The 19,879-nt window shown below is 62.6% G+C and carries 15 protein-coding genes; 6 read left to right on the forward strand and 9 right to left on the reverse strand.

The features are described from left to right. Nucleotides 1–40: 40 nt before the first annotated feature. The 7 genes from tssH to tssB form a co-directional block, all read right to left on the reverse strand. Nucleotides 41–2,584, reverse strand: a complete 2,544-nt coding sequence (tssH, locus tag PSH64_RS11855) for a type VI secretion system ATPase TssH (protein WP_305480760.1) — start codon at nucleotides 2,582–2,584, stop codon at nucleotides 41–43. A 2-nt stretch (nucleotides 2,585–2,586) separates the two neighbouring features. Next, nucleotides 2,587–3,612, reverse strand: coding sequence for a type VI secretion system baseplate subunit TssG (gene tssG / locus PSH64_RS11860; protein ID WP_305480761.1), 1,026 nt, complete (start codon nucleotides 3,610–3,612; stop codon nucleotides 2,587–2,589). Beyond that, nucleotides 3,576–5,369: a type VI secretion system baseplate subunit TssF gene (tssF, locus tag PSH64_RS11865; RefSeq protein ID WP_305480762.1), complete on the reverse strand. Its 1,794-nt coding sequence runs from the start codon at nucleotides 5,367–5,369 to the stop codon at nucleotides 3,576–3,578. Before tssF ends, tssG begins: the two co-directional genes overlap by 37 nt. Further along, nucleotides 5,353–5,796, reverse strand: a complete 444-nt coding sequence (gene tssE / locus PSH64_RS11870) for a type VI secretion system baseplate subunit TssE (RefSeq protein WP_105345448.1) — start codon at nucleotides 5,794–5,796, stop codon at nucleotides 5,353–5,355. Before tssE ends, tssF begins: the two co-directional genes overlap by 17 nt. Before the next feature lie 15 nt (nucleotides 5,797–5,811). Continuing rightward, nucleotides 5,812–6,309 (reverse strand): Hcp family type VI secretion system effector, encoded by a 498-nt coding sequence (locus PSH64_RS11875; RefSeq protein ID WP_018929664.1) that lies wholly within the window; start codon nucleotides 6,307–6,309, stop codon nucleotides 5,812–5,814. Nucleotides 6,310–6,477: 168 nt separating this feature from the next. Next, complete coding sequence (gene tssC, locus PSH64_RS11880; protein ID WP_105345445.1) at nucleotides 6,478–7,965, reverse strand: type VI secretion system contractile sheath large subunit; 1,488 nt, start codon at nucleotides 7,963–7,965, stop codon at nucleotides 6,478–6,480. Nucleotides 7,966–7,994: 29 nt separating this feature from the next. Continuing rightward, nucleotides 7,995–8,543 carry a type VI secretion system contractile sheath small subunit gene (tssB, locus tag PSH64_RS11885; RefSeq protein WP_007937708.1) on the reverse strand — a complete coding sequence of 183 codons (549 nt, stop codon included), beginning with the start codon at nucleotides 8,541–8,543 and terminating at the stop codon, nucleotides 7,995–7,997. A 228-nt stretch (nucleotides 8,544–8,771) separates the two neighbouring features. Between tssB and PSH64_RS11890 the strand changes: the two genes are divergently transcribed. The 5 genes from PSH64_RS11890 (at nucleotide 8,772) to tssA (ending at nucleotide 16,458) form a co-directional block, all read left to right on the forward strand. Then, a complete protein-coding gene (locus tag PSH64_RS11890; protein WP_105345443.1) occupies nucleotides 8,772–9,221 on the forward strand; it encodes a type VI secretion protein in 450 nt (149 codons plus the stop codon). Nucleotides 9,222–9,434: 213 nt separating this feature from the next. Next, the gene (gene tssK, locus PSH64_RS11895) at nucleotides 9,435–10,766 is read left to right on the forward strand and encodes a type VI secretion system baseplate subunit TssK (protein ID WP_105345440.1); all 1,332 of its coding nucleotides are present in this window, start codon (nucleotides 9,435–9,437) and stop codon (nucleotides 10,764–10,766) included. An 18-nt stretch (nucleotides 10,767–10,784) separates the two neighbouring features. Further along, a complete protein-coding gene (locus PSH64_RS11900; protein ID WP_305480763.1) occupies nucleotides 10,785–11,552 on the forward strand; it encodes a DotU family type IV/VI secretion system protein in 768 nt (255 codons plus the stop codon). Next, a complete protein-coding gene (locus PSH64_RS11905; RefSeq protein WP_305480764.1) occupies nucleotides 11,549–15,367 on the forward strand; it encodes a type VI secretion protein IcmF/TssM N-terminal domain-containing protein in 3,819 nt (1,272 codons plus the stop codon). Before PSH64_RS11900 ends, PSH64_RS11905 begins: the two co-directional genes overlap by 4 nt. Then, nucleotides 15,364–16,458 carry a type VI secretion system protein TssA gene (gene tssA / locus PSH64_RS11910; protein WP_105345433.1) on the forward strand — a complete coding sequence of 365 codons (1,095 nt, stop codon included), beginning with the start codon at nucleotides 15,364–15,366 and terminating at the stop codon, nucleotides 16,456–16,458. Before PSH64_RS11905 ends, tssA begins: the two co-directional genes overlap by 4 nt. Here tssA and PSH64_RS11915 read toward each other — a convergent pair. After that, complete coding sequence (locus PSH64_RS11915; protein ID WP_105345431.1) at nucleotides 16,455–17,426, reverse strand: 2-hydroxyacid dehydrogenase; 972 nt, start codon at nucleotides 17,424–17,426, stop codon at nucleotides 16,455–16,457. The genes tssA and PSH64_RS11915 overlap by 4 nt on opposite strands. A gap of 364 nt (nucleotides 17,427–17,790) precedes the next feature. On the opposite strand from PSH64_RS11915, the gene PSH64_RS11920 reads away from it, so the two are divergent. Next, nucleotides 17,791–19,071, forward strand: a complete 1,281-nt coding sequence (locus tag PSH64_RS11920; protein ID WP_105345429.1) for a serine/threonine transporter — start codon at nucleotides 17,791–17,793, stop codon at nucleotides 19,069–19,071. Nucleotides 19,072–19,083: 12 nt separating this feature from the next. Here the strand turns inward: PSH64_RS11920 and PSH64_RS11925 are convergent, their stop codons facing one another. Further along, nucleotides 19,084–19,764, reverse strand: coding sequence for a glycosyltransferase (locus tag PSH64_RS11925; RefSeq protein ID WP_105345425.1), 681 nt, complete (start codon nucleotides 19,762–19,764; stop codon nucleotides 19,084–19,086). Nucleotides 19,765–19,879: the final 115 nt, after the last annotated feature.

Raw genomic sequence — 19,879 nt, forward strand, 5'->3', positions numbered from 1 at the left:
CGACTCCTCCGAGATAAAACAAGAGGAATGGGTTGAGGGATTATTCCAACACCCACTCCGCCAGTTTCCCAGTTACCTGGGTCATCAATACGTTTTCAACATCCCGCGCACCCGCCGCGCTGCACTTGGCCAACACCGCCTGCACAATCCCGGCATCGAACTCGAACTGTTTCCCGGTCGCCGCTTTGTACCGCCCACGCAATTTCTCCAGCTTCGCCAACACAATTCCTTCCAGCGTCGCTTCATCCAGCGGTCGATACGCCACCACCGTCATGCGCGCCAGGAACGCCGGGCGAAAGGCTTTCAGCAGCACGTTGTGCAGCGCTTCGTTGAAGGCATCGGTGCCCAGTTGCGCGGTCGGTGTGTCGAGCAGCAACTCAGCCCCGACGTTACTGGTGGCGAGCATCACGGTGTTTTTGAAGTCCACCACCAGCCCGGTGCCGTCTTCCATGACTCCTTTGTCGAAGACGTTGTAGAAGGCTTCGAGCACATCCGGGTGGGCCTTTTCGATTTCGTCCAGCAGCACCACCGAATAGGGTTTGCGCCGCACCGCTTCGGTGAGTACACCGCCACTGCCGTAGCCGACGTAGCCGGGCGGGGCGCCTTTGAGTTGGCTGACGGTGTGGGCTTCCTGGTACTCGGAAAGATTGATGCTGATCAGGTTGCGTTCGCCGCCATACAGCGCGTCGGCCAACGCATAGGAGGTTTCGGTTTTGCCCACGCCAGTAGGGCCGACCAGCAGGAACACGCCGACCGGTTTCTGTGGGTCGGTGAGGCCGGCGCGGTAGGCTTGCAGGCGTTGGGCGATGGTGTTCAGCGCGGTGCTCTGGCCCATGACGCGCAGGCCCATGCGCTGGCCGAGGGTGCGCACGGCATGGGCTTCGTCGGCGAGCATTTTGCCCACCGGGATGCCGGTCCAGCCGGCAATCACCGCGGCCACGGTTTTGCCGTCGACCTGTTCCGGCACCAGCGGATCGTCCTGGCGAATGGCGTCCAGCCCAGCCTCCAGGCGCACCAGTTCGGCGGCCAGATGATCGATGCGGCTGTCGGTGGCTTCGTCCGGTTTGTCGTTGTCGGCGCGTTCGCTCAAGGTGAGCAGTTCGCGGCGGGTTTCCAGCAGTTCGCGCACGGCGATCCGTTCTTCGTTCCAGCGGGTTTCCAGTTCGCGAATGGCCTGCACGTTACCCACGGATTCGGTTTCCAGCAGGGTGATGCGTTCACGGTGATCGAGCCCGGTGGCCTGTTCGCGACGCAAGCGTTCGACTTCATCCTTGAGGCTCTGCTGGCGGTGGCGCAGGCTTTCCAGGGGAGGCGGCACGTCATGCTGGCCGAGGGCGACTCGGGCGCAGGCGGTGTCGAGCACGCTGATGGCCTTGTCCGGTAACTGGCGCCCAGAGATGTAGCGGTGGGACAGTTTCACCGCTTCGTGGATCGCCGCGTCCAGCACCTGCACGCCGTGATGCTGTTCCAGTTTCGCAGCCACGCCACGGAGCATTTCCACGGCGGTGATTTCGTCCGGCTCCTCGACTTGCACCAACTGAAAACGCCGGGCGAGGGCCGGGTCTTTCTCGAAGTATTTTTTGTACTCAAGCCAGGTGGTCGCGGCCAGGGTGCGCAACTCGCCACGGGCCAGCGCCGGTTTCAGCAGGTTGGCCGCGTCGCTGCCACCTTCCGCGCCGCCAGCGCCGATCAGGGTGTGGGCTTCGTCAATGAACAGAATGATCGGCTTGTCGGCGCTGCGCACCGCGTCGATCACGCCTTTGAGGCGTTGCTCGAACTCGCCCTTGACCCCGGCGCCAGCCTGCAACAGGCCGAGGTCGAGTACCCGCAGGCTGACTTCCTGCAACGATGGCGGCACGTCCCCGGCGGCTATGCGCAAGGCCAGGCCTTCGACCACCGCCGTTTTGCCCACCCCCGGCGCGCCGACCAGGATCGGGTTGTTTTGCCGACGCCTGAGCAGGATGTCGATGCACTGACGAATCTCGCCGTCGCGGCCGACGATGGGGTCGATACGCCCGGCGTGGGCGTCGGCGGTCAGGTCCTGAGTGAACTGGTCGAGCACGGAGTCCTGTTTCGGTTGTGGGTTGCTGGCACTGACCGGCCGCGTGCCACCAACGTGTTCGCGCGAGTTTTCGGTCCACTCCAGCAAGTTGCTGCGCAAGGCTTCCCGTGGAATTTTCAACAGCGACGAGGCGCTATTGAGCAGCAGGCTGCGGCGCTCGTCGCGGTCGAGCAAGGCCAACAGCAACAAGCCGGAGCGAATGCTTTCGAGGCCGAGCACGCTGGCCTGAACCACGGCGTCTTCGAGCAGGCCGATGGTGTGCGCCGAGAGCGCCGGGGTGCGGGTGCTGCCGGATTTGAACAGTTCCAGGGCCTTGTTGATTTCCGCCGTCAGGGCATCGCGCTCCAGGCCGAAGCGCGGCAGCAGCCAGGCGAAGTCACCGCCCTCGATGTCCAGCAACTCCAGCAGCAAGTGCTCGATTTCGACGTAATGATGACCCCGTTGCAGGCAGCGCTGCGCGGCCCGTTCGAGGGCGCGGCGGTTGTCCGGGTTGAGGCGTCCGATCAAGCTGGCCAGTTCCATGTTCAGGTGATCTCCAGCTGACGAAGGCGGGTTTCGATCCGTTGCACGGCGAGGCTGGTCTGGCGTTGCAGGCCGCCGTTCCAACTGAGCAAGGGCGGGGCCTGACGACCGAGTTTCATCGGGCTGGCACCGCGCACCAACAGCACCAGCGTGCAATCCAGGTCGGGGCCGAAATACAGCGCGCTGAGACTGGCCAGCACCGGATGGGCTTCACCGTCCGGCAGAAACTGCGCGGCCTGCGCCGAGGTCAGCGGGCCGAGGGTCAGGCGGATGCCGGCGTGTTCATCCCAGACCCGGGTGCCGGCCACCGCGCTACTTCCCAGTTGCAGGTTGCGCCCGCCCGGTTGCAGTCGACTGCGACTGGCCGGTGGGATTTCCCGCCAGGCACCTTCATAGGCGCTGAGTTCTACCGGCAGCTCGAAGTGCTCGCGCACGATTGCGGCGAAACCGGCCAACGAGCGACGACCGTCGGCAAACAACGCGCTGCACGCCAGTACTGCGGAGTCGGGTACGGCCTGGCGTTCCTGCAAGGCTTTGGGCAACAGCCCGGTCAGGGCCCGAAGTTGCGCCTGCACCGGCGACGCGCCGGGGGCCGTGAAGCCGACGGCGATCCGGTGTTTGCGCATAACCTTGTACAACAGGCTGAGCAAGCGATGCTGGAACAGATCGAGAAACTCGGCCGGTGCATGATCCTTGGCCCGGGCCCGTTGTTGCAGCCATTCCTGATAGGCGTAGGGCAGGGGGCCATCGGGCCCGCCGAGGCCGAACACTGGCGTCGTGAGCGTCAGTGGCTGGCCCGCTTCCTGGGTCAGGCTTTCGATTTCGCTGGCGGAAAACAGCGGTGTCAACGGCCCGCGCAGGCGCAAGGCTTCTGCTTGAGGGGCGGTGCCGCTGCCCAGGGATTCGGCTTGCGGGTGTTCGCGTTCCAGCAGCAACAACGCCTGCAACAACTCGAACGCCTGCGGATCACGCCGCAGCTTCTGGCTCAGGCTCAGAGGGACAGCGGCATGCCAGCTTGGGGTTGCCATGTCCTGACCTCCTTGTCTGACTGGACCAGGACCGTGCGCACGAAGCGATTGGCCGTGGCATAGAGTGAAAAGAACTGCGCCAGCACCGCTGAGAACAACACGGCGCTGCTGCCGACGAAATGCTGCGGATCGAGTTGCAGCCGGACTTCCAGCCCATTGCGCCAGCCGCGCCAGGCATCTTCGCCGACATGGGCGATCACCCGTTCGCAGCCGAGGCTCAACAAGCCGTCGATCTGCCGCAAGGCGCTGGCCTCGTCACGCAGGTTGTGCAACTGGAGGATTTCCTTGAGGGCATCCAGCGCCTGCGACCCCTCGACCAGTGACAAATGATTGAGGGTCAGTTGCGACACCAGCCGCCAGCGCGATTCGCCGTCCAGTCGCGGCAAACTCTGCGGGCTCGGCGGGTTACGCAAACGGGCCCAGGCCACCGGCCCCGGTCGTTCGAAACCCAGGGGCGTGCCGGCGGGCAGGCTCTGGGCCAGGTGCCGGTTGGTGCACAGCAATTCGGCGGTGAGGCTGTATTCGCTGGCCTCGGTCAGCGGATCGAGCCGGGTGTCCACCAGGCTCACCATCAGGTCGGTGCCCAGCCGATTCGGGGTCATGCCGCTGACCCGCCGCGCATGCCAATAGCATTGTTTGTCGCCGCCGATATGCTGGCTGCCGTAATACGCTGGCACCCGTTGCACGCCCTGGCTTGAGCTGGCGCGCATGGCGCGGATGCTGTGGATCTCGACGCTGTTTTCCCGGTGGCTGTCGGCGACCAGGCGATACTCGCTGCGGGTACCGTCCGGGCGCAGGGGTTCCGATGTTCGCGGAAACAGGTTGATTGCCGGCGCGCAGCCCAGGGCGAAGTCGCTCGCCTGAAGGTGCAGACGGTTGGCCGGGGCGCGGTCGAACACGATGTACAGGTACAGCGTCTGGCTATCGCTGGCGGCGCCGGCCAATGGAATGTCGAAGAAGTTGAATTTGTCCGGGAACGCAAAGTACTCGGCGAGCAGGCGCATGCCCGGATGCACACCGTCCTCGTCCGGCAACAGCACTTCGTCGCTGGCAAAACCGACGATTTGCGGTAATCCCGCCAGCATGACCGGCACGCTGCCGACCGGTCCGGCCAGCACCTTCACGGCGTGGGCGCCGAGCAGGTCATACAGGCAGGCGTTGATCACCGGGGAGGCGGCCAGGTGCACGCGCAATTGTTTGATGGCCAGCGTCGACCACTGGTTTTCACCCAAACAACGCAGGCTCAGGCGCAGGGCCGAGCGTGCTTGCGCCACACCGGTCAGGGCCTGGGCTTCGTCGCTGCCCAGCAGCAACGCTTCATTGATTTCCACCGGCCACAACCGAACCGCGGCGCTGGTGCGAAAGTGGATGCTCTCGCCTTTGCTGGTGGTCACGAACAGTGGTGTGTCCCGTGGCAACGGATAACCATCGTTCAGGTTGCCCTTGCTCGGGTCCGGCTCGAACTGCACGATCGCGCAGGACGGCAGCGGCCGCATGGCCAACGGGTAAAGCTGTTCGAGCAAGGCATCGCTGAATTCGGCGTAGTCGTCATCGAGCCGCCGTTGCAGGCGTGCGGCGAGCAAGGCGAAACCTTCGAGCAGGCGTTCGACATGCGGGTCGGGGCATTCACCGGGGGACAGTTCCAGGCGTCTGGCGACCTTGGGATAACGCTCGGCAAAAACGCTTCCGGCGTGGCGCAGCCAGGTCAGTTCGCGTTGGTAATAATCGAGCAGTTGCGGGTCAATCGAGTCGCTCATGACGCACCTCAAGACCATGGCTGGCCTTCTCGATGACAAAGGCCACGGGCCAGTGCTGCTGGCCGCTGCGTAACTCGCCCACCAGCCGAATGCTCAGTTGCTGCGGATGGCCGGGGACCGGATTGACCTGGACCTCGCCCAGTTGCAGGCGCGGTTCGAAATGGTTGATGGCCTCGCGGACTTCCCGCGCCAACTGACGACGGTCATCGCTGCGCTGCTGTTGCAAGGCCGTCCAGTCAGCGATGCCGTAGTCGAGAATGCTCGGCGGGGAGGTCAGCGGACGTGAGCCGCGTCGGGTGTTGAACAGGCGCAGCAACTCCGTGTGTACCGAGTCGAGCAGCCCCTGGCGATCGAACGCCTGCACGGTGCCGACCTCGCTGGCGGCGAGGCGCTCGAACAGCGGTGGGAGCATGCCGGTGCCTGCCATGGCCGACGCGTCCGCTTACTTGACGAGCTTGTTGGCGGCCATGTCCCAGGTCGAGGCGGCCGTGCCTTCCTTGGTGCCGTCGTCTTTCTGGGCGGTGAGCTCCCACTTGATCTTGGTGAAGTTCAGGGAAATGGTTTCCACCGGTTTGCCACCCGTACCACCACTGACGCTGACATTGGACAGCACCACGTTGGTCAGGGTGTAGATGATGAACGGCATCAGCTTGCCGCTGCCTTCGGCGGCGTTACGGCCGATGGTGATCTTGGCTTCGGGGATCGGTTTGCCGGCGCAGCAATATTCGTTGAGGGAGGGCGTCGAGCTGTCGACGAATTTAGTCAGGGTGAATTCGCCGATGTGCGGCTTGCCGGAGGTGCGCTCCGAGTTGCTGACGTCGTTGGTCACCTGCATCGCCACGTTGTGGCTGTAGGACATGACTTCGATCTTGTCCTTGTAACCCTCGAGCAGGCTATCGCCTTTGATGTCGCCGCCGAGGTCGAGAATGATTGCATCCATCGCATGAAACTCCTGAAGAAATTCAATTTAGACACGTGAACGGTTGCCGAACCCTAAACCTGTGGCGAGGGGGCTTGCCCCCGTTGGGCTGCGCAGCAGACCTAAAAGCAAGGGCCGCTGCGCGCCCCAACGGGGGCAAGCCCCCTCGCCACAGAGGTTTCACCGACTTTAGGCGGCTGCCGGTGGCGGCAGGGTCGCGACCAGGCGGATCGACGCGGTCAGCTCCTCAAGCTGGAAGTGCGGCCGCAGGAACACCGTGGCCTTGTAGGCACCCGGCTTGCCGGCGACCTCGGTCACATCCACCCGGGCTTCACGCAACGGGTACTGCGCCTTGATTTCTTGCGGCGCGTTGTCGTTGATCAGCACGTAGTCGGCGATCCAGTTGTTGAGGTAGGTCTGCACGTTGTCGCGGGTCATGAAGCTGCCGACCTTGTCGCGCATGATCACCTTCAGGTAGTGCGCGAAACGCGAGGCCGCGAGCACGTACGGCAGCATCGCCGAAATCCGCGCGTTGGCGTTCGCCTCGTTGGTGTTGTAGAGCTTGGATTTGTTGGTGGTCTGGCCGCCGAAGAACACCGCCACGTCGCTGTTCTTTTTGTGGCACAGGGCGATGAAACCGAGGTCGTTGAGCTCTTTCTCGCGACGGTCGGTGATCGCCACTTCGGTCGGGCATTTGAGCGACAGATCGCCGGAGGTGGTGCGGAAGGTATGGGCCGGCAGGCCTTCGACCGCACCGCCGCCTTCGGCACCGCGAATCGCCGCGCACCAGCCATATTTGGCGAAGGCTTCGGTGATCCGTTGCGACAAGGCCCACGCGGCATTGCCCCACAGGTATTTGCCGTGGTCGCTGCCGTTGACGTCTTCGACGTAGTTGATGCCTTCCACCGGCGACGTGTCAGGACCGTAAGGCAGGCGCAGCAGGAAGTGCGGCAGCACCAGCGACACGTAGCGCGAATCTTCGCTTTCGCGGAACGAACGCCACTTGATCAGCTCCTGGCTCTCGAACACTTTCGACAGATCCCGTGGCACGGCCAGTTCGGTGAAGCTGTTCATGTCGAACAGCCGTGGGCTGGCAGCGGCAATGAACGGCGCATGAGCGGCCGCCGCGACGTTCGACAGTTTCTCCAGCAGGCCGATGTCCTGCGGGTGCCGGCCGAAGGTGTAGTCACCCACCAGCAGGCTGAACGGATGGCCGCCGAAGGTGCCGTATTCCTCTTCGTAGATCTTCTTGAACAGTGCGCTCTGGTCGAACTCGACGGCTTTTTCCAGGTCGTTCTGCAGCTCTTTCTGAGCCACGTTGAGCAGGCGCAGCTTCAGCCGGGAGCTGGTCTCGGTGTTCTTCACCAGCAGGTGCAGGCCGCGCCAGGAGGCTTCGAGTTTCTGCAGGTCCGGGTGGTGCAACACTTCGTTCAGTTGAGCGCTGATCAGCTCGTCGATCTGGCTGATGCGGTCGTTGATCATCGCCACGGTGTCCTTGTCGATGGCCATGCCTTCGTCGAGGACCTGGGTGGCGAATTCCGCGAGCATGTCGCGGGCGTAATCCTGCTGGCTGTCGTCATGGGCCATGCGGCCTTTGGCGATTATTTGGTCGAGCAGGGACAAAGTCTCGGTCGTACTGTCACTGACTTGGCTTTGGGCGGCGGATGAGGCGGGCATGGCAAAATTCTCCCTGGGTGGATGAACGATCAGGCTTGCGGTTCAGCCGGTGCTTCGCTGTCGCCAGCAGGAGCGGGAGCGGCGGTGTCCGGACGGGCCGATTTGATCTCCTGCAGTCCCTCGGTGTTGGCAATGACGTCACGCAACAGCTTGTCCAGATCATCGTTGCCATCGAGTTTGGTCAGCAGGTCGCGCAGACGCTGGCGCGCTTCGAACAGGCGCCGCAGCGGAGTGACTTGCTCGACCACCTTGACCGGGTCGAAGTCATCGATGTGTTTGAAGTTGAGCTCGATGTTGAGTTTGCTGCCGTCGCCGCTGAGGGTGTTGTTGACCTGCAAGGTGGCGCGCGGGCCGATCGAGGCGAGGACTTCATTGAAGTTGTCGCGGTCGATTTCGGTGAAACGCCGTTCATTCAATTTCGGGAGTGGTTCCAGAGGCTTGCCGGAGAGGTCGGCAAGAATACCGACAACCAACGGCAATTCTTTCTTCTCGATCGCGTTGCCGATTTCGACGTCGTAGGTGATTTGCACCCGGGGTGGGCGAACCCTGTCTAGCTTGTGCTGAGTACTTTCTGCCATGGTGGCTGACTCCGATGCATGAGGCGGGTGCAATGCATCGGGAGGCCCGTTTCATCGCATTCCCTTACTGGACCGTAGGTTAGAAAGGGAGGGCAGAGGACCTGTCATTCCTTTGACGAACCTTCCAAATTCGTCGTGCCGACCGAACTACCCAAGACGCTAGAACAGGTCTATAAAAAAGCAAACAAAAAACATTTTTGGACCGTGTCGAGAAAAGGAAAATTCATTTTGTACGCACGTTTTTTTTCTTGGGTTCTGCTCCTGTCACTCGCCGGGTGTTCGTTGTTCGGGCCTCGCGTCGATCTCGATAGCCTGACGCTGGACGTCGCGCCTCGCGCCAACGATGACACCCCGATTGCGGTGGACTTCATTGCGGTGAACGATCCGGACTTGCTCAAGCAACTGTCGGGCATCACCGCCCGCCAGTGGTTCGCCGAACGCGAGCAGTATCAGCGCGACTATCGACAGCTGATGGCAGTCTGGGGACTGGAGCTGGTGCCCGGCCAATTCATCGACAAACAACCCTTCCCGCTGGGGGGCAAGCGGGCAGCTGGACTTTTAGTCTTCGCCAGCTATAACACTCCCGGAGCACACCGGTTGCGGCTGGACGATCAAAGCAACGCCTGGCTCAAGTTCGACAGTCGCGAGATGACGCTGGTCAGCGACCACCCGAACTGAACACCGGATTGTGGCGAGGGGGCTCTGTGGCGAGGGGGCTTGTCGGAACGCCGCACCGCCCCGTTTGAGTGCGTAGCACTCACAAGATTGTTGGTGCATCAGCGATTTTGGGGCTGCTTCGCAACCCAACGGGGGCAAGCCCCCTCGCCACAGGATTGCTCCCACAGGGGCTGATGTTCAAGTCAGGCACCACAAGAGGTCGAAAGGAGTCGTATGAGTCTGCTACCTGACGCGGTTTGCTGGCATGAGGGCATGCAGTTGCTGCCCCAGCATTTTCAATTGCAGGGGCTGCGGGCAGAAGCGTTGGTAGCGCATTTCGCCCAGGCGTGTAATCCGTGGTTCTGGGGCGTGACCCGGGTTGAATTCGATCCCTCGGCACTGAGCGCCGGGCTGGTGCGCCTGCTCCATTTGCAGGCGACGTTGCCGGATGGTTTGCCGGTCAATCTGCAGGCCGGTGTCGGGCCGATGCTGGAGCTCGACGTCAGTGAAGCGATCGACGCCACCGACAACGCCACCGTCACCGTGTACCTGGCGGTCAGCCCGCTGTGGCGTGCCGGTCAGTTGCTGCCGCTCAAGGGGCGATTGCAGTCGGTGGTCGGCGATGCGCTGCCGGACCTTACCAGCGGCGAGTCCCCCGAATCGATCACCGTCTGGCGTCCGAATCCACGTTTGTGCACGCAACTGAACAAGGCGGATTCCATCTGCCTGCCGTTGCTGAGAATTCGCAAGGAGGGCGGTGGCTTTCTTCAGTTGCCTTACACCCCGCCGACGCCATGCCTGTTGCCCGAGTCGGTAGTGGGCCGGCGCGTGTCGGGGCTGTGTGCCAGGGCTCGGGAAAAATGCATGTTCCTTGCCGGTCGTCTGCGCCAGGCGCAGCTGGCCGGCAATCAGGACGACGCGATGGAGATTCGGCGCCAGTTGACGGCGCTGTGGGCGCGATTGCCGGAAGTCGAAGGCCTGCTGAACAGTCGCGTGGCTACGCCGCAGGCATTGTATGGCTCGTTGCTCGGGCTGGCCGGCGCGTGGTCGGCGCTCGATCCATTGGCCGGGGTTCCGGCATTCGCCCCACTGGATTTCCTCGAGCTGCAACGCGGCTATGAAACGGTGCTCGACTGGCTGGAAAAGACCCTCGAACTGATCCGCGCCGGTTATCGCAGCCTGGCGTTCGAACGCAACGAACAGTCCTTCTCGATTCAATTGCCCGACGACCAGCCGAGCCAACGGCTGGTCATCGGTTTGCGCATGCCCAACGGTGCCAGCGAGCAGGCCGCCAGCGAATGGCTGCGCGGGGCGATCATCGCGTCGCAGCCGCACATCCCGTTGCTCAGCCGTCAGCGCATGAGCGGTTTGTCCCATCAGGCCATGAGTCGCAATGAGCAAGTGGCCTACAGCGTCGGCGACGATACGCGGTTGTTCGTGGTGACGGCCGAAGGCCAATGGTTCGACGGACAGTTGCCGTTGCTGATTGCCGCCCCGGCTTCGAAACCGGCCAGCAGCCCATGGCAAGTGGTGTTGTTTGTGGCCCAGGCGAATGAAAGTGCTTGATCAAGGAAGGAACGTCATATGTCTGAGGGGAATGCCGGGACGGGTACACGAGGCCTTCAGGAAGCGCCGCTGAGCAGTGCTTTTCGCCAGGCCTGGCAGCAATGGTCCCAGGACTGGAGCCAGTTGCCCAAGGACAGCGAAGACGAAGCGCTGGTGGAGGCGGTGGTCGAACTGTCCACGCAAATCTCCCAACGACTGTGGCGAACCGCATTCGCCAAAGTCGGTGATGCGGCCACCGAGCAAGTCCAGGCGCTGGTCTATGCCTTTGTCGCGCTGGTCGATGAAACTTTGCTGTTCACGCCGTGGCCGGGCCAGTCGGCGTGGCAGGACAAACCCCTGGAATCGCGGATGTACGCCAGCCGTCAGGCTGGTGAGCGGATACCGTTGGCGATCAAGGAACTGCTGGACGAGCAGATTCCCACCACGCGCGATCTGGCCAATGTCTATTTGCAGTGCCTGGTACTGGGCTTTCAGGGGCGTTTGCGGGGCGAACAGAATCAGGCCCAGCATGAAAAATGGCGCCTGGCGCTGTTCACCTTTGCCTGGCAGCACGAGGCGGATTATGCCGACGTCAGTGCCCGGCTCGAACAGCCTTCGGCGGTGACACCGCTGCAATTGCCGGTACGACTTTCGTTGCCCGATGGCTTTCGCCTGGGCCTGGGAATTCTCGCCGTGGTTCTGCTGCTGACCGGGTTGGGGCAGTTGTTCTGGCGTGACATTCGCCAGGAGCTCGAACCGGTCCTGCAATTGACCGATTCGGTGGCCACCTCGGAGCAAGACTCATGAGCACGCTGGGGATTATCGGCCTGATCATCGCCGTGCTGTTGGTGCTGGCGATTGTCGCTGTGGCGGTCTGGTGGTTGCGCACGCAAAGCGGGGCGGCGATCCGCAGTTTTTACCTGGCGGTGCGGCAGATGGAACAGGAGCAGGGCACCCAGGATCGTTACCAGATTCCCTGGCTGCTGATGCTCGGCAACGAAACCCAGGGCACCCAGTTATGCACCCAGTGGCGCTTGCAGCCCACTGACAAACCTGCCTGGTTCGGTCGCTGGTGGTCGGACCCCGAAGGGGCGGTATTGGTGGTGCCCCAGGCGCTGTTTTTGCCGGATGAAGGCATGCACCTGCAACGGGGCGGCTGGTGGCGCTTGCTGGGGTTGATCCTGCGCCTGCGCAGTCAGCGTCCGCTGGACGGAGTGATCTGGACGGTGCCGATCAGTCGGCTGGGCAATGCCGAGCAGGCGGCGGCCCTGGGCCTGGCGGCGCGTCGACGCTTTATCGATCTGTTGCAACGTTTTGGCTTGAGCCTGCCGGTGTACGTGGTCGTTACCGGCATGGAAGAGTTGCCGGGCTTTCAGGAGTTGATCACCGCGCTGCCGCTCGAAGCCCGCGAACGCACACTGGGCTGGTCTTCGCCCTACGGGCCCGATGCGGTCTGGCAGGCGCAATGGAGTGATCAGGCGCTGGATCAGGTCAACCGGGCCCTGGCGGAATCGATCATCGAAATCGGCGCCTTGTCCGGGCAGTTGAGCGGCGAGTTGTATGGTTTGCCGGAACGTTTCGAAGCCTTGCGGCGTCATCTGCAATCCTTGCTGGAGCCGGTTTTCCAGGGCAATGCGCAAGGCGAAGCGCCGCGTTTTCGCGGTGTCTATTTCACCGCCAACCAGCCCTCGGACGACAGCGCCGACGGGTTTTCGGCCTACGACACCGGCTTGCAGCAAAGCGCTTTCGCCCGGCAGTTGTGGCAGCGCCGGGTGGTCGCCGAGCGCGGTCTGGCCCAGGTGGTGCCGCGTCTGTTACGCCTGCGTCAGCGCTGGCAGCGCGTGACCGGTGGGGTGGCGCTGGTGGTCGCGCTGCTCTGGGGCGCCGGCATGCTCTGGGTGTGGCAGGACTCGGAAAAGGATGCCCACGAGCTGTCTCGCCTGATGCAAGGGGCACAGAAAAATTACGCGGCGGTCACGGATGAATCCCATCGGCTGGAGGCGACCCGGCGCAACGTCCAGGGTTTCTGGCGGGTGCTGGAGAAGGCGCCGCGCTGGCGTTTTACCTCGGTGGTGTATCCGACTTCCTGGTTCTCCTCGCTGGATGCGCAGTTGGAGAACGAGTTACGGCTGACCGCCCGCAGCCATTTGTTGCTGCCGTTGCGCGACCTGTTGAGCGCGGACCTGGCGCAACTCAAGACCATTCGCAACACCGAGCGACGGGGCAACGTCGAAAGCGAAGATCCGGCCCAATGGCAAAACTACGTCAAGGCCACGGAGCTGGTGGAGTGTGCGGTGAGTCTGGAGCAGCAGAACCAGTGGTTCAATCAAGCACTGAACAATACCAAGGCGCCGCTCGAAGACCTGGTGTTGCTGAGTAACAATGCCCTGTCCCTGAACCTCAACGCCGGCACTCTGCACCGCGCCGGTTTTTACAACCGGGCGCTGCTGGATGCCGACAACAGCGAGTTGAAACCGCTGGACCTCACCGTCGAGCGCGCGCAGATCGAGGAAAACTTCCTCGGGCTCATGGAGCGCTGGCTGGACCAGTATTTCCTCGCTGACAACTTTGTCCGTCAGGCCGGTTATCTGCGCTTGCATCTGGAGCGGCTGGAGGTCGGCAGCGGTAATTCCCTCACCGAGCTGGAAGACCTGCGAGCGCTGATCGACGACCTGCAAGCGCTGATCAGCCTGACCAACTCAGCGTGGAGCCGGGGCAAGGGGCAGGATCTGGTGCCCGGTTACCGCGCGATGATGGACAAGGTGCGCCAAAGCACGTTGCTGGGGCCACAAGTCGAACAGCAGCTGGATCAACAGGCGTCGAAGTTGCAGCAGAGCTTTCGTGACCAGTGGATTACCCAGGCCGGAGCCCGGGATAATTTGCTGATCCAGCAAGGCAGCGGGCAACTGATCTTGCAAGAGCACGTGGTGCAGTTGAACAACGCGGTGCAGGCGCTGTTCAAACGCGATTTTGTCGCCATCGCCTTACAGGCGGATCAGTCCGACGTCCCGGATGGACAGGGGCGTGGTGTCGATGGCGACGACCTCGACAGCGCGCTGAATTACTTCGCCAGTTACAAGAGTTATGCCGCCGAAGAGCTGCCGCGCATTCCCCCGGCGTATCGTGGCGCGTTGCTGCAAGCGGCCGAAGGCGCGGTGGTCAAGGCCATGTTGTCGAGCCTGCGCGAGCACAATGCGCAGGTCCACAGTGGCGTCTTCGATGTGCAGGCACCTCAGGCGATTGCCTTGCAAAAAGCCTTTATCGAGGTGCGCCGCAGCGATCTGGCCACGCGTTTGCAAACCGCCTTGAACCGCCGCGCCTTGGCCGACATCGTCAGTGGCCTCGATGAAATCGTCGCCCAGCCCCTGTTCAGCGGGCGCACCGAAATCAGTCAGTGGGACGGTTCGAAAAACCTCGGCCTGCAACTGTATGGCGCCAATGACGTGCAGGATCTGAAACTGAACCTCAAGCAGCAGTTCAACACCATGCTCGGCATCACCGAGCGCCGCACTGCGGCGCTGGAATGGCTGAAAGTCCAGCAACAGAACCTCTCGGCGCTGGATTACGAACGGGTGACGCAGTTCAGTGCGCTCAACGATGAACTGCTCAAATACAAAGATCAGAACCCCGCCAGTTCGCCGGCGCAGATCGAGCAGTTGGTGAGCCGTGACTTCATCGAAATGGACGTCGCGTCCTGTGGGCAGATCCTGCAAACCGCCAACCTGTCCGGCGGGCGCGGAACCTTGGCATTGCGGGCGGTGGATCTGCAACAAACCGCCATGCAACGCTGCCAGTTCCTGCAACAGCAGCAAGCGGCGGCTGCGTGGAATGAGCTGGCCAATTATTTCAACCAGTACCTGGCGGAGCGCTTTCCGTTTGCCAATGGTCTGCAGGCCAGCGATGCCGACCCGGCCCGGGTCCAGCATTTGCTGGAACTGATCGACAAGCGTTTGCCGGTGGCACAGGCCGGATTGGTGCTGAGCCAGACCCCGGAGCGTCTGGCCGCCGAAGACTTTCTCAATCGCCTGAAGCAAGCCAGCACCTGGCTGGGCCCGATGTTTGTGCGCGACAAGAGCGGTGTGCTGGGGCTGGAGATGGACGTGCGCTGGCGCACCGATCGAGAGGAGGAGCGCGGTGCCGATCAGGTGATTGCCTGGGGCTTGAATGCCGGCAATCAACAGATCAACTACCCCGGCGAAGCTCAGCAGAACCTGCGCTGGATGGTCGGCCAGCCGATCCGGCTGACCTTGCGCTGGGCCAGAAATGGCTATCAGCGCCCGGCCAACGATCCGTTACAGCCGAGCCTGGTGGTGCGGGATCTGGAAGCGGGCTGGGAGTACGGCGGCCCATGGTCTTTGCTGCGCTTGATGCGTTCGCATGCGTCGATGCAGCGCCAGCCGAATATGGACTACACGGACTTTCCGTTGACCTTGCGCCTGCCCGTGACCTCGCAGGCCAGCACCGCCGAGCAAACCCTGATGTTTGTGCGCCTGTCGTTGATGACCCAGGGCTCGAAATTGCCGTTGTCCATTCAACCGTTGCCGACCCGGGCTCCGCGTTCACCGTTCATGGTGACCCGGTCGACCGCGGCCATTGAATCCCATGAGGAGGAGGGCCTGTGAATCAACCTTCAACACCGTTGCCGGAACTGATTGCGCAACTGCTCGAACCGATCAGCGAGGAGGCGCCTTGTGGTCAGGATTTGCGTTATGAACCCGAGTTCGACCGGTTGCGTGAACTGCGCCGAGAGGACGACACCAGTTTGCCCACCGGGGTGTGGCAGTCGTCGATCAAGCGCGCCCAGTGGCCGGAACTGGAAAAGCTGACCACGAGCCTGCTGCTCGAGCGCAGCAAGGATTTGATGCTCAGCGCCTGGCTGGGGGAGGCCTGGCTGCATCAGGACGGGCTCGAAGGGTTGCCGGGCAGTCTGGCGCTGGTGGCCGGGCTATGCGAGCGCTACCCCGAACACTTGCACCCACAGGCCGAGGACGGCGACCAGTCATGGCGAGTGATACCGCTGGAATGGCTGGCTCGACGCTACGCTGAAGTGCTGCTGACCCGAGTGCCGCTGTTCGAGCGGCATAACCACGAATTCGACGGCTTCTGTCTGGACGCCTGGCGCCGGTTGCAGTTGCAACAGGTGCTGGCCAACGACGGCAAAGCGGCCAAGGCCTCGGCCGAGAACGCACGCAACGAACAGAAGAAAGTCACCGAACAGATTCGCGCCACGCCGTTGTCATTCTGGCTGCGTAGCCAGGGCAGTCTGCTGCTCAGCCAGCAACACTTGCAACGCCTGCAGGTGTGGAGCGACGCCTGGCTTGGCAACCAGGCCCCGGGCTTCAAGGCGTTGCAGGACGTGATCGACGCGTTGTTGACGCTGGTTCAGGAGTTCATCGCCATGCATCCACGAAAACCGACCCCGCCGCCAACACCTGTCGACCTGCCTGCGGCGGTGGCATCGAGCCCGGCCGCTGTGCCGCAAGCGCTTCCAGTCCCCCAGGTGTTCAGCGAGCCGGCGAATCGTGAAGAGGCGTACCGGCAGTTGTTGCTGATCGCCGACTACCTGGCGCGCACCGAACCCCACAGCCCGGTGCCCTATCTGATCAAGCGGGGCGTGGAGTGGGGCAACAAGCCCCTGAGCGAACTGCTGGGTGAACTGATCAGCGCCGATGCCGAATCCCGGCGGCTCTGGACGCTGTTGGGCGTTCTTTAGTTGTTTTGCCGGGTGGCCACCGAAGGCGGTGGCAAGGCAATGGGGGTCAGTACCGGTCGGCCGGCAAAGAACGCCGTCAGGTTTTTGCCGGCCAGTTCCACGGTGCCTTGGGTGGCCTCCGGCGACAATCCGGCGACATGCGGCGTCAGAATCACGTTGGCCAGTCCCTTGAGGGCCTCCGGCACCTGGGGTTCATTGTCGAAGACATCCAGCGCGGCGCCGGCGATTCGTCGCTGTTCCAGCGCGCTGATCAGGTCGGCGGTGACGATCACACTGGCCCGGGCGATGTTGACGATGAAGCCGTTGGGCCCCAGGGCGTCAAGCACCTGCCGGTTGATCAGGTGTTGGGTGCCGATCCCGCCTGGGGTGGCGATTATCAGGAAATCCGAGTGGCGCGCCAGTTCGGTAGGCGTCGAGCAATAACTGTAGGGCACGTCGCTGCGGTGCTGGCGGTTGTGGTAACTCACTTTCATGTCGAAACCATTGGCGGCACGTTTGGCGATAGCCATGCCGACGGCGCCGAGGCCGAGGATGCCCAAGTGTTTGCCGGACAGGGAAGGGCGCATGATTTTCGGCCACTCGCCCCGACGGACGGCAGCATCGGCCCGAGGAATGTCACGAACCAGTGCCAGCAGCAACGCCATGGCGTGATCGGCGACGGAAGAGGCATTGACGCCGGCGCCGTTGGTCACGGTGATACCCCGGTCGACGGCGGCTTGCAGGTCGACGTGTTCGTAACCGGCGCCGATCACGCAGATGATCTTGAGGTTGGGCAGGGCGGCGATTTCATTGGCGTACAGGCCCAAAGGGCCGCGCGTCAGCACCGCCTCTATCTGACTGCCCTGTCGGGCAATGGCGGTGGCGCGCTCGGCCGGGGTCGGGGCCAGAATCAAATGAAAGCCCTGATGTTCGAGAATCGGCAGGTATTCATTGATGGTTTCAACCAGTACCAGAACAGTTGCGGTCATGCTGGGCTCCTGTGGGCAGCGGAGTGTCGGGGCTCGAACGTCGCGTCAGATTGCTGACTCCAGTGCGGGTTGGCAATGATCAGCGATCATAGGCTATTGGTTGGCAAGCACCCGTGCAGGCGTTGGCGATACCGGCGAGCTTCTTAGATACAACACTAGATCAGTGCGCGGCAGATGCAGAGGATTTGTCCGCGCGTCGCGCCAACCCCATCTGATCCGTAAAACCGTTGCTCAGCTAAGTCTTTGCTTCTGATGACGAATCCCGGACAATCGCGCCCCTGTTTCGGCCAGGGCGCTGCCTGTCGGGTTTTTCCGACTCGTCCTGGCCGGGTGGCAAGTGACCGGAAAGCGGAGATCCGACCGGATGAATGATCAGGCCAATAGCGTCGACGAACGCTATGTAACGGCGACACCAGCGAGCCTCGAAAGCTGGAATCGCCATGACACCACCTGGATGCTGGGCCTGTTTGGCACGGCAATCGGGGCCGGTACCCTGTTTTTGCCGATCAACGCGGGGCTGGGCGGCTTCTGGCCGTTGCTGATCCTGGCGTTGCTGGCGTTCCCCATGACGTTTTACGCACACCGTGGCCTGACCCGCTTCGTGCTGTCCGGCCGTGAAGGCGCGGACATCACTGAAGTGGTGGAAGAACATTTCGGCATCAAGGCCGGTGCGCTGATCACCTTGCTGTATTTCTTCGCGATCTTTCCGATCCTGCTGATTTACAGCGTGGCCCTGACCAACACCGTGGGCAGTTTCCTCGAACATCAACTGCACATCATGCCGCCACCGCGCGCCGTGCTGTCGTTCGTGCTGATTCTCGGCCTGCTGGCCGTGGTGCGTTGCGGTGAGCAGGTGATCGTCAAGGCCATGAGCCTGATGGTGTATCCGTTCATCGTCGCGCTGCTGTTCCTGGCGGTGTTCCTGATTCCTCACTGGAACGGCGGCATCCTCAGCACCGCGTCCACGCTGCCTGAGTCGTCGGCGCTGCTGCACACCTTGTGGCTGGCGATTCCGGTAATGGTGTTCTCGTTCAACCATTCGCCGATCATTTCGGCGTTCGCGGTGGACCAGAAACGTCGCTACGGCACTCATGCCCAAGAGCGCAGTTCGCAGATCCTGTCCCGCGCCCACCTGTTGATGGTGGTGATGGTGCTGTTCTTCGTCTTCAGCTGCGTGCTGACCCTGTCGCCGGCGCAACTGGCGGAGGCCAAGGCGCAGAATCTGTCGATCCTGTCGTACCTGGCCAACCACTTCAGCAACCCGACCATCGCCTTCGCGGCGCCGTTGATCGCCTTCGTGGCGATTTCCAAGTCGTTCCTGGGCCACTACATCGGCGCCAGCGAAGGCTTGAAGGGTTTGATCGTCAAGAGCGGCAAACGCCCGGCGCCCAAGACCCTGGACCGCATGACCGCTGCGTTCATGCTGGTGGTGTGCTGGATCGTCGCGACCCTGAACCCGAGCATTCTCGGGATGATCGAAACCTTGGGTGGCCCGGTCATCGCGGCAATTCTGTTCCTGATGCCGATGTACGCGATCCGCAAGGTGCCGGCCATGGCGCGTTATCGTGGCCAAGCCTCCAACGTTTTCGTGACGCTGGTAGGGCTGGTGGCGATTTCGGCGTTGATCTACTCGCTCACCGCCTGATACGGCGGGCGATCAATCGGGGCTGTCCTGGTTGATCGCCCCCTTCGACTGCCTGGCCAGACGACCTTTGCTTCGCTGGTGACAGTGCTCGATGGCCGCAACGGCCTTTTCACAGGCCTTGCACAGGGTTGCCGGCGCAGCGGCCTGCTGCGGTGCGAACCACTCGGGACAGGGGCTGATCACGCCGTCCGGCGAATGCATCCATTGGCTGACCACGTGCTGGACCGTCCCGCCCAGGCCCTTTTTGGCGCGTAACGCGTTGAGTTGTGGCGCACAGAGGTGGTCCAGCGTCAGCCGGTGGGTCTCGCGCAAGAACGGTGAAATCTGTACCGAAAGGTACGCAATGCCAAACCGCTCCTGGGCCACGCGTGCGCCCAACGCCCAAAACGAACCCACCACCACGATGTCCTCGTGACGCCGTGCCGCGAGGTAGTCATAGGTCGGTTCGAGCAGGTGTGAGGCCGCGTTCCACTGCATGGCCAAGGCGGTTTTCGAGCCGTGGAGGCGGGGTGGCTCGTCGGCATCTTCCTGGCATAACGGTTCGAATTCCAGCCCGTACTGCTCGATGGTGGCCTTGAACGCCGGCAGGCTGCACAGGGTTGCGCGATGGCCGCGCAGGTTCAGCGCATTGGCCAGGCCAATGAAGGGGAAAATGTCATCGGCCGAACCGATGGCGATCAAGATGACCCGCATGACTCCTCCGTGAGTTAAGGCCTGTCAGGCCTCGTGGCACGCTGTCCTGGTGCCGATATCAGGCAAAGCGTAGCTGGGCAATTGGCATCAGGCATAAAAAAACGCCGCTCATCTG

The sequence above is a fragment of the Pseudomonas sp. FP1742 genome (genome assembly GCF_030687145.1).
Lineage (GTDB): Bacteria > Pseudomonadota > Gammaproteobacteria > Pseudomonadales > Pseudomonadaceae > Aquipseudomonas > Aquipseudomonas frederiksbergensis_D.

Bases quoted from the DNA above. Each gene is read 5' to 3' on its own strand.
- tssH (WP_305480760.1), bottom strand. From the start codon at position 2,584: ATGGAACTGGCCAGCTTGATCGGACGCCTCAACCCGGACAACCGCCGC.
- tssG (WP_305480761.1), bottom strand. From the start codon at position 3,612: ATGGCAACCCCAAGCTGGCATGCCGCTGTCCCTCTGAGCCTGAGCCAG.
- tssF (WP_305480762.1), bottom strand. From the start codon at position 5,369: ATGAGCGACTCGATTGACCCGCAACTGCTCGATTATTACCAACGCGAA.
- tssE (WP_105345448.1), bottom strand. From the start codon at position 5,796: ATGGCAGGCACCGGCATGCTCCCACCGCTGTTCGAGCGCCTCGCCGCC.
- PSH64_RS11875 (WP_018929664.1), bottom strand. From the start codon at position 6,309: ATGGATGCAATCATTCTCGACCTCGGCGGCGACATCAAAGGCGATAGC.
- tssC (WP_105345445.1), bottom strand. From the start codon at position 7,965: ATGCCCGCCTCATCCGCCGCCCAAAGCCAAGTCAGTGACAGTACGACC.
- tssB (WP_007937708.1), bottom strand. From the start codon at position 8,543: ATGGCAGAAAGTACTCAGCACAAGCTAGACAGGGTTCGCCCACCCCGG.
- tssK (WP_105345440.1), top strand. From the start codon at position 9,435: ATGAGTCTGCTACCTGACGCGGTTTGCTGGCATGAGGGCATGCAGTTG.
- PSH64_RS11900 (WP_305480763.1), top strand. From the start codon at position 10,785: ATGTCTGAGGGGAATGCCGGGACGGGTACACGAGGCCTTCAGGAAGCG.
- PSH64_RS11905 (WP_305480764.1), top strand. From the start codon at position 11,549: ATGAGCACGCTGGGGATTATCGGCCTGATCATCGCCGTGCTGTTGGTG.
- PSH64_RS11915 (WP_105345431.1), bottom strand. From the start codon at position 17,426: ATGACCGCAACTGTTCTGGTACTGGTTGAAACCATCAATGAATACCTG.
- PSH64_RS11920 (WP_105345429.1), top strand. From the start codon at position 17,791: ATGAATGATCAGGCCAATAGCGTCGACGAACGCTATGTAACGGCGACA.
- PSH64_RS11925 (WP_105345425.1), bottom strand. From the start codon at position 19,764: ATGCGGGTCATCTTGATCGCCATCGGTTCGGCCGATGACATTTTCCCC.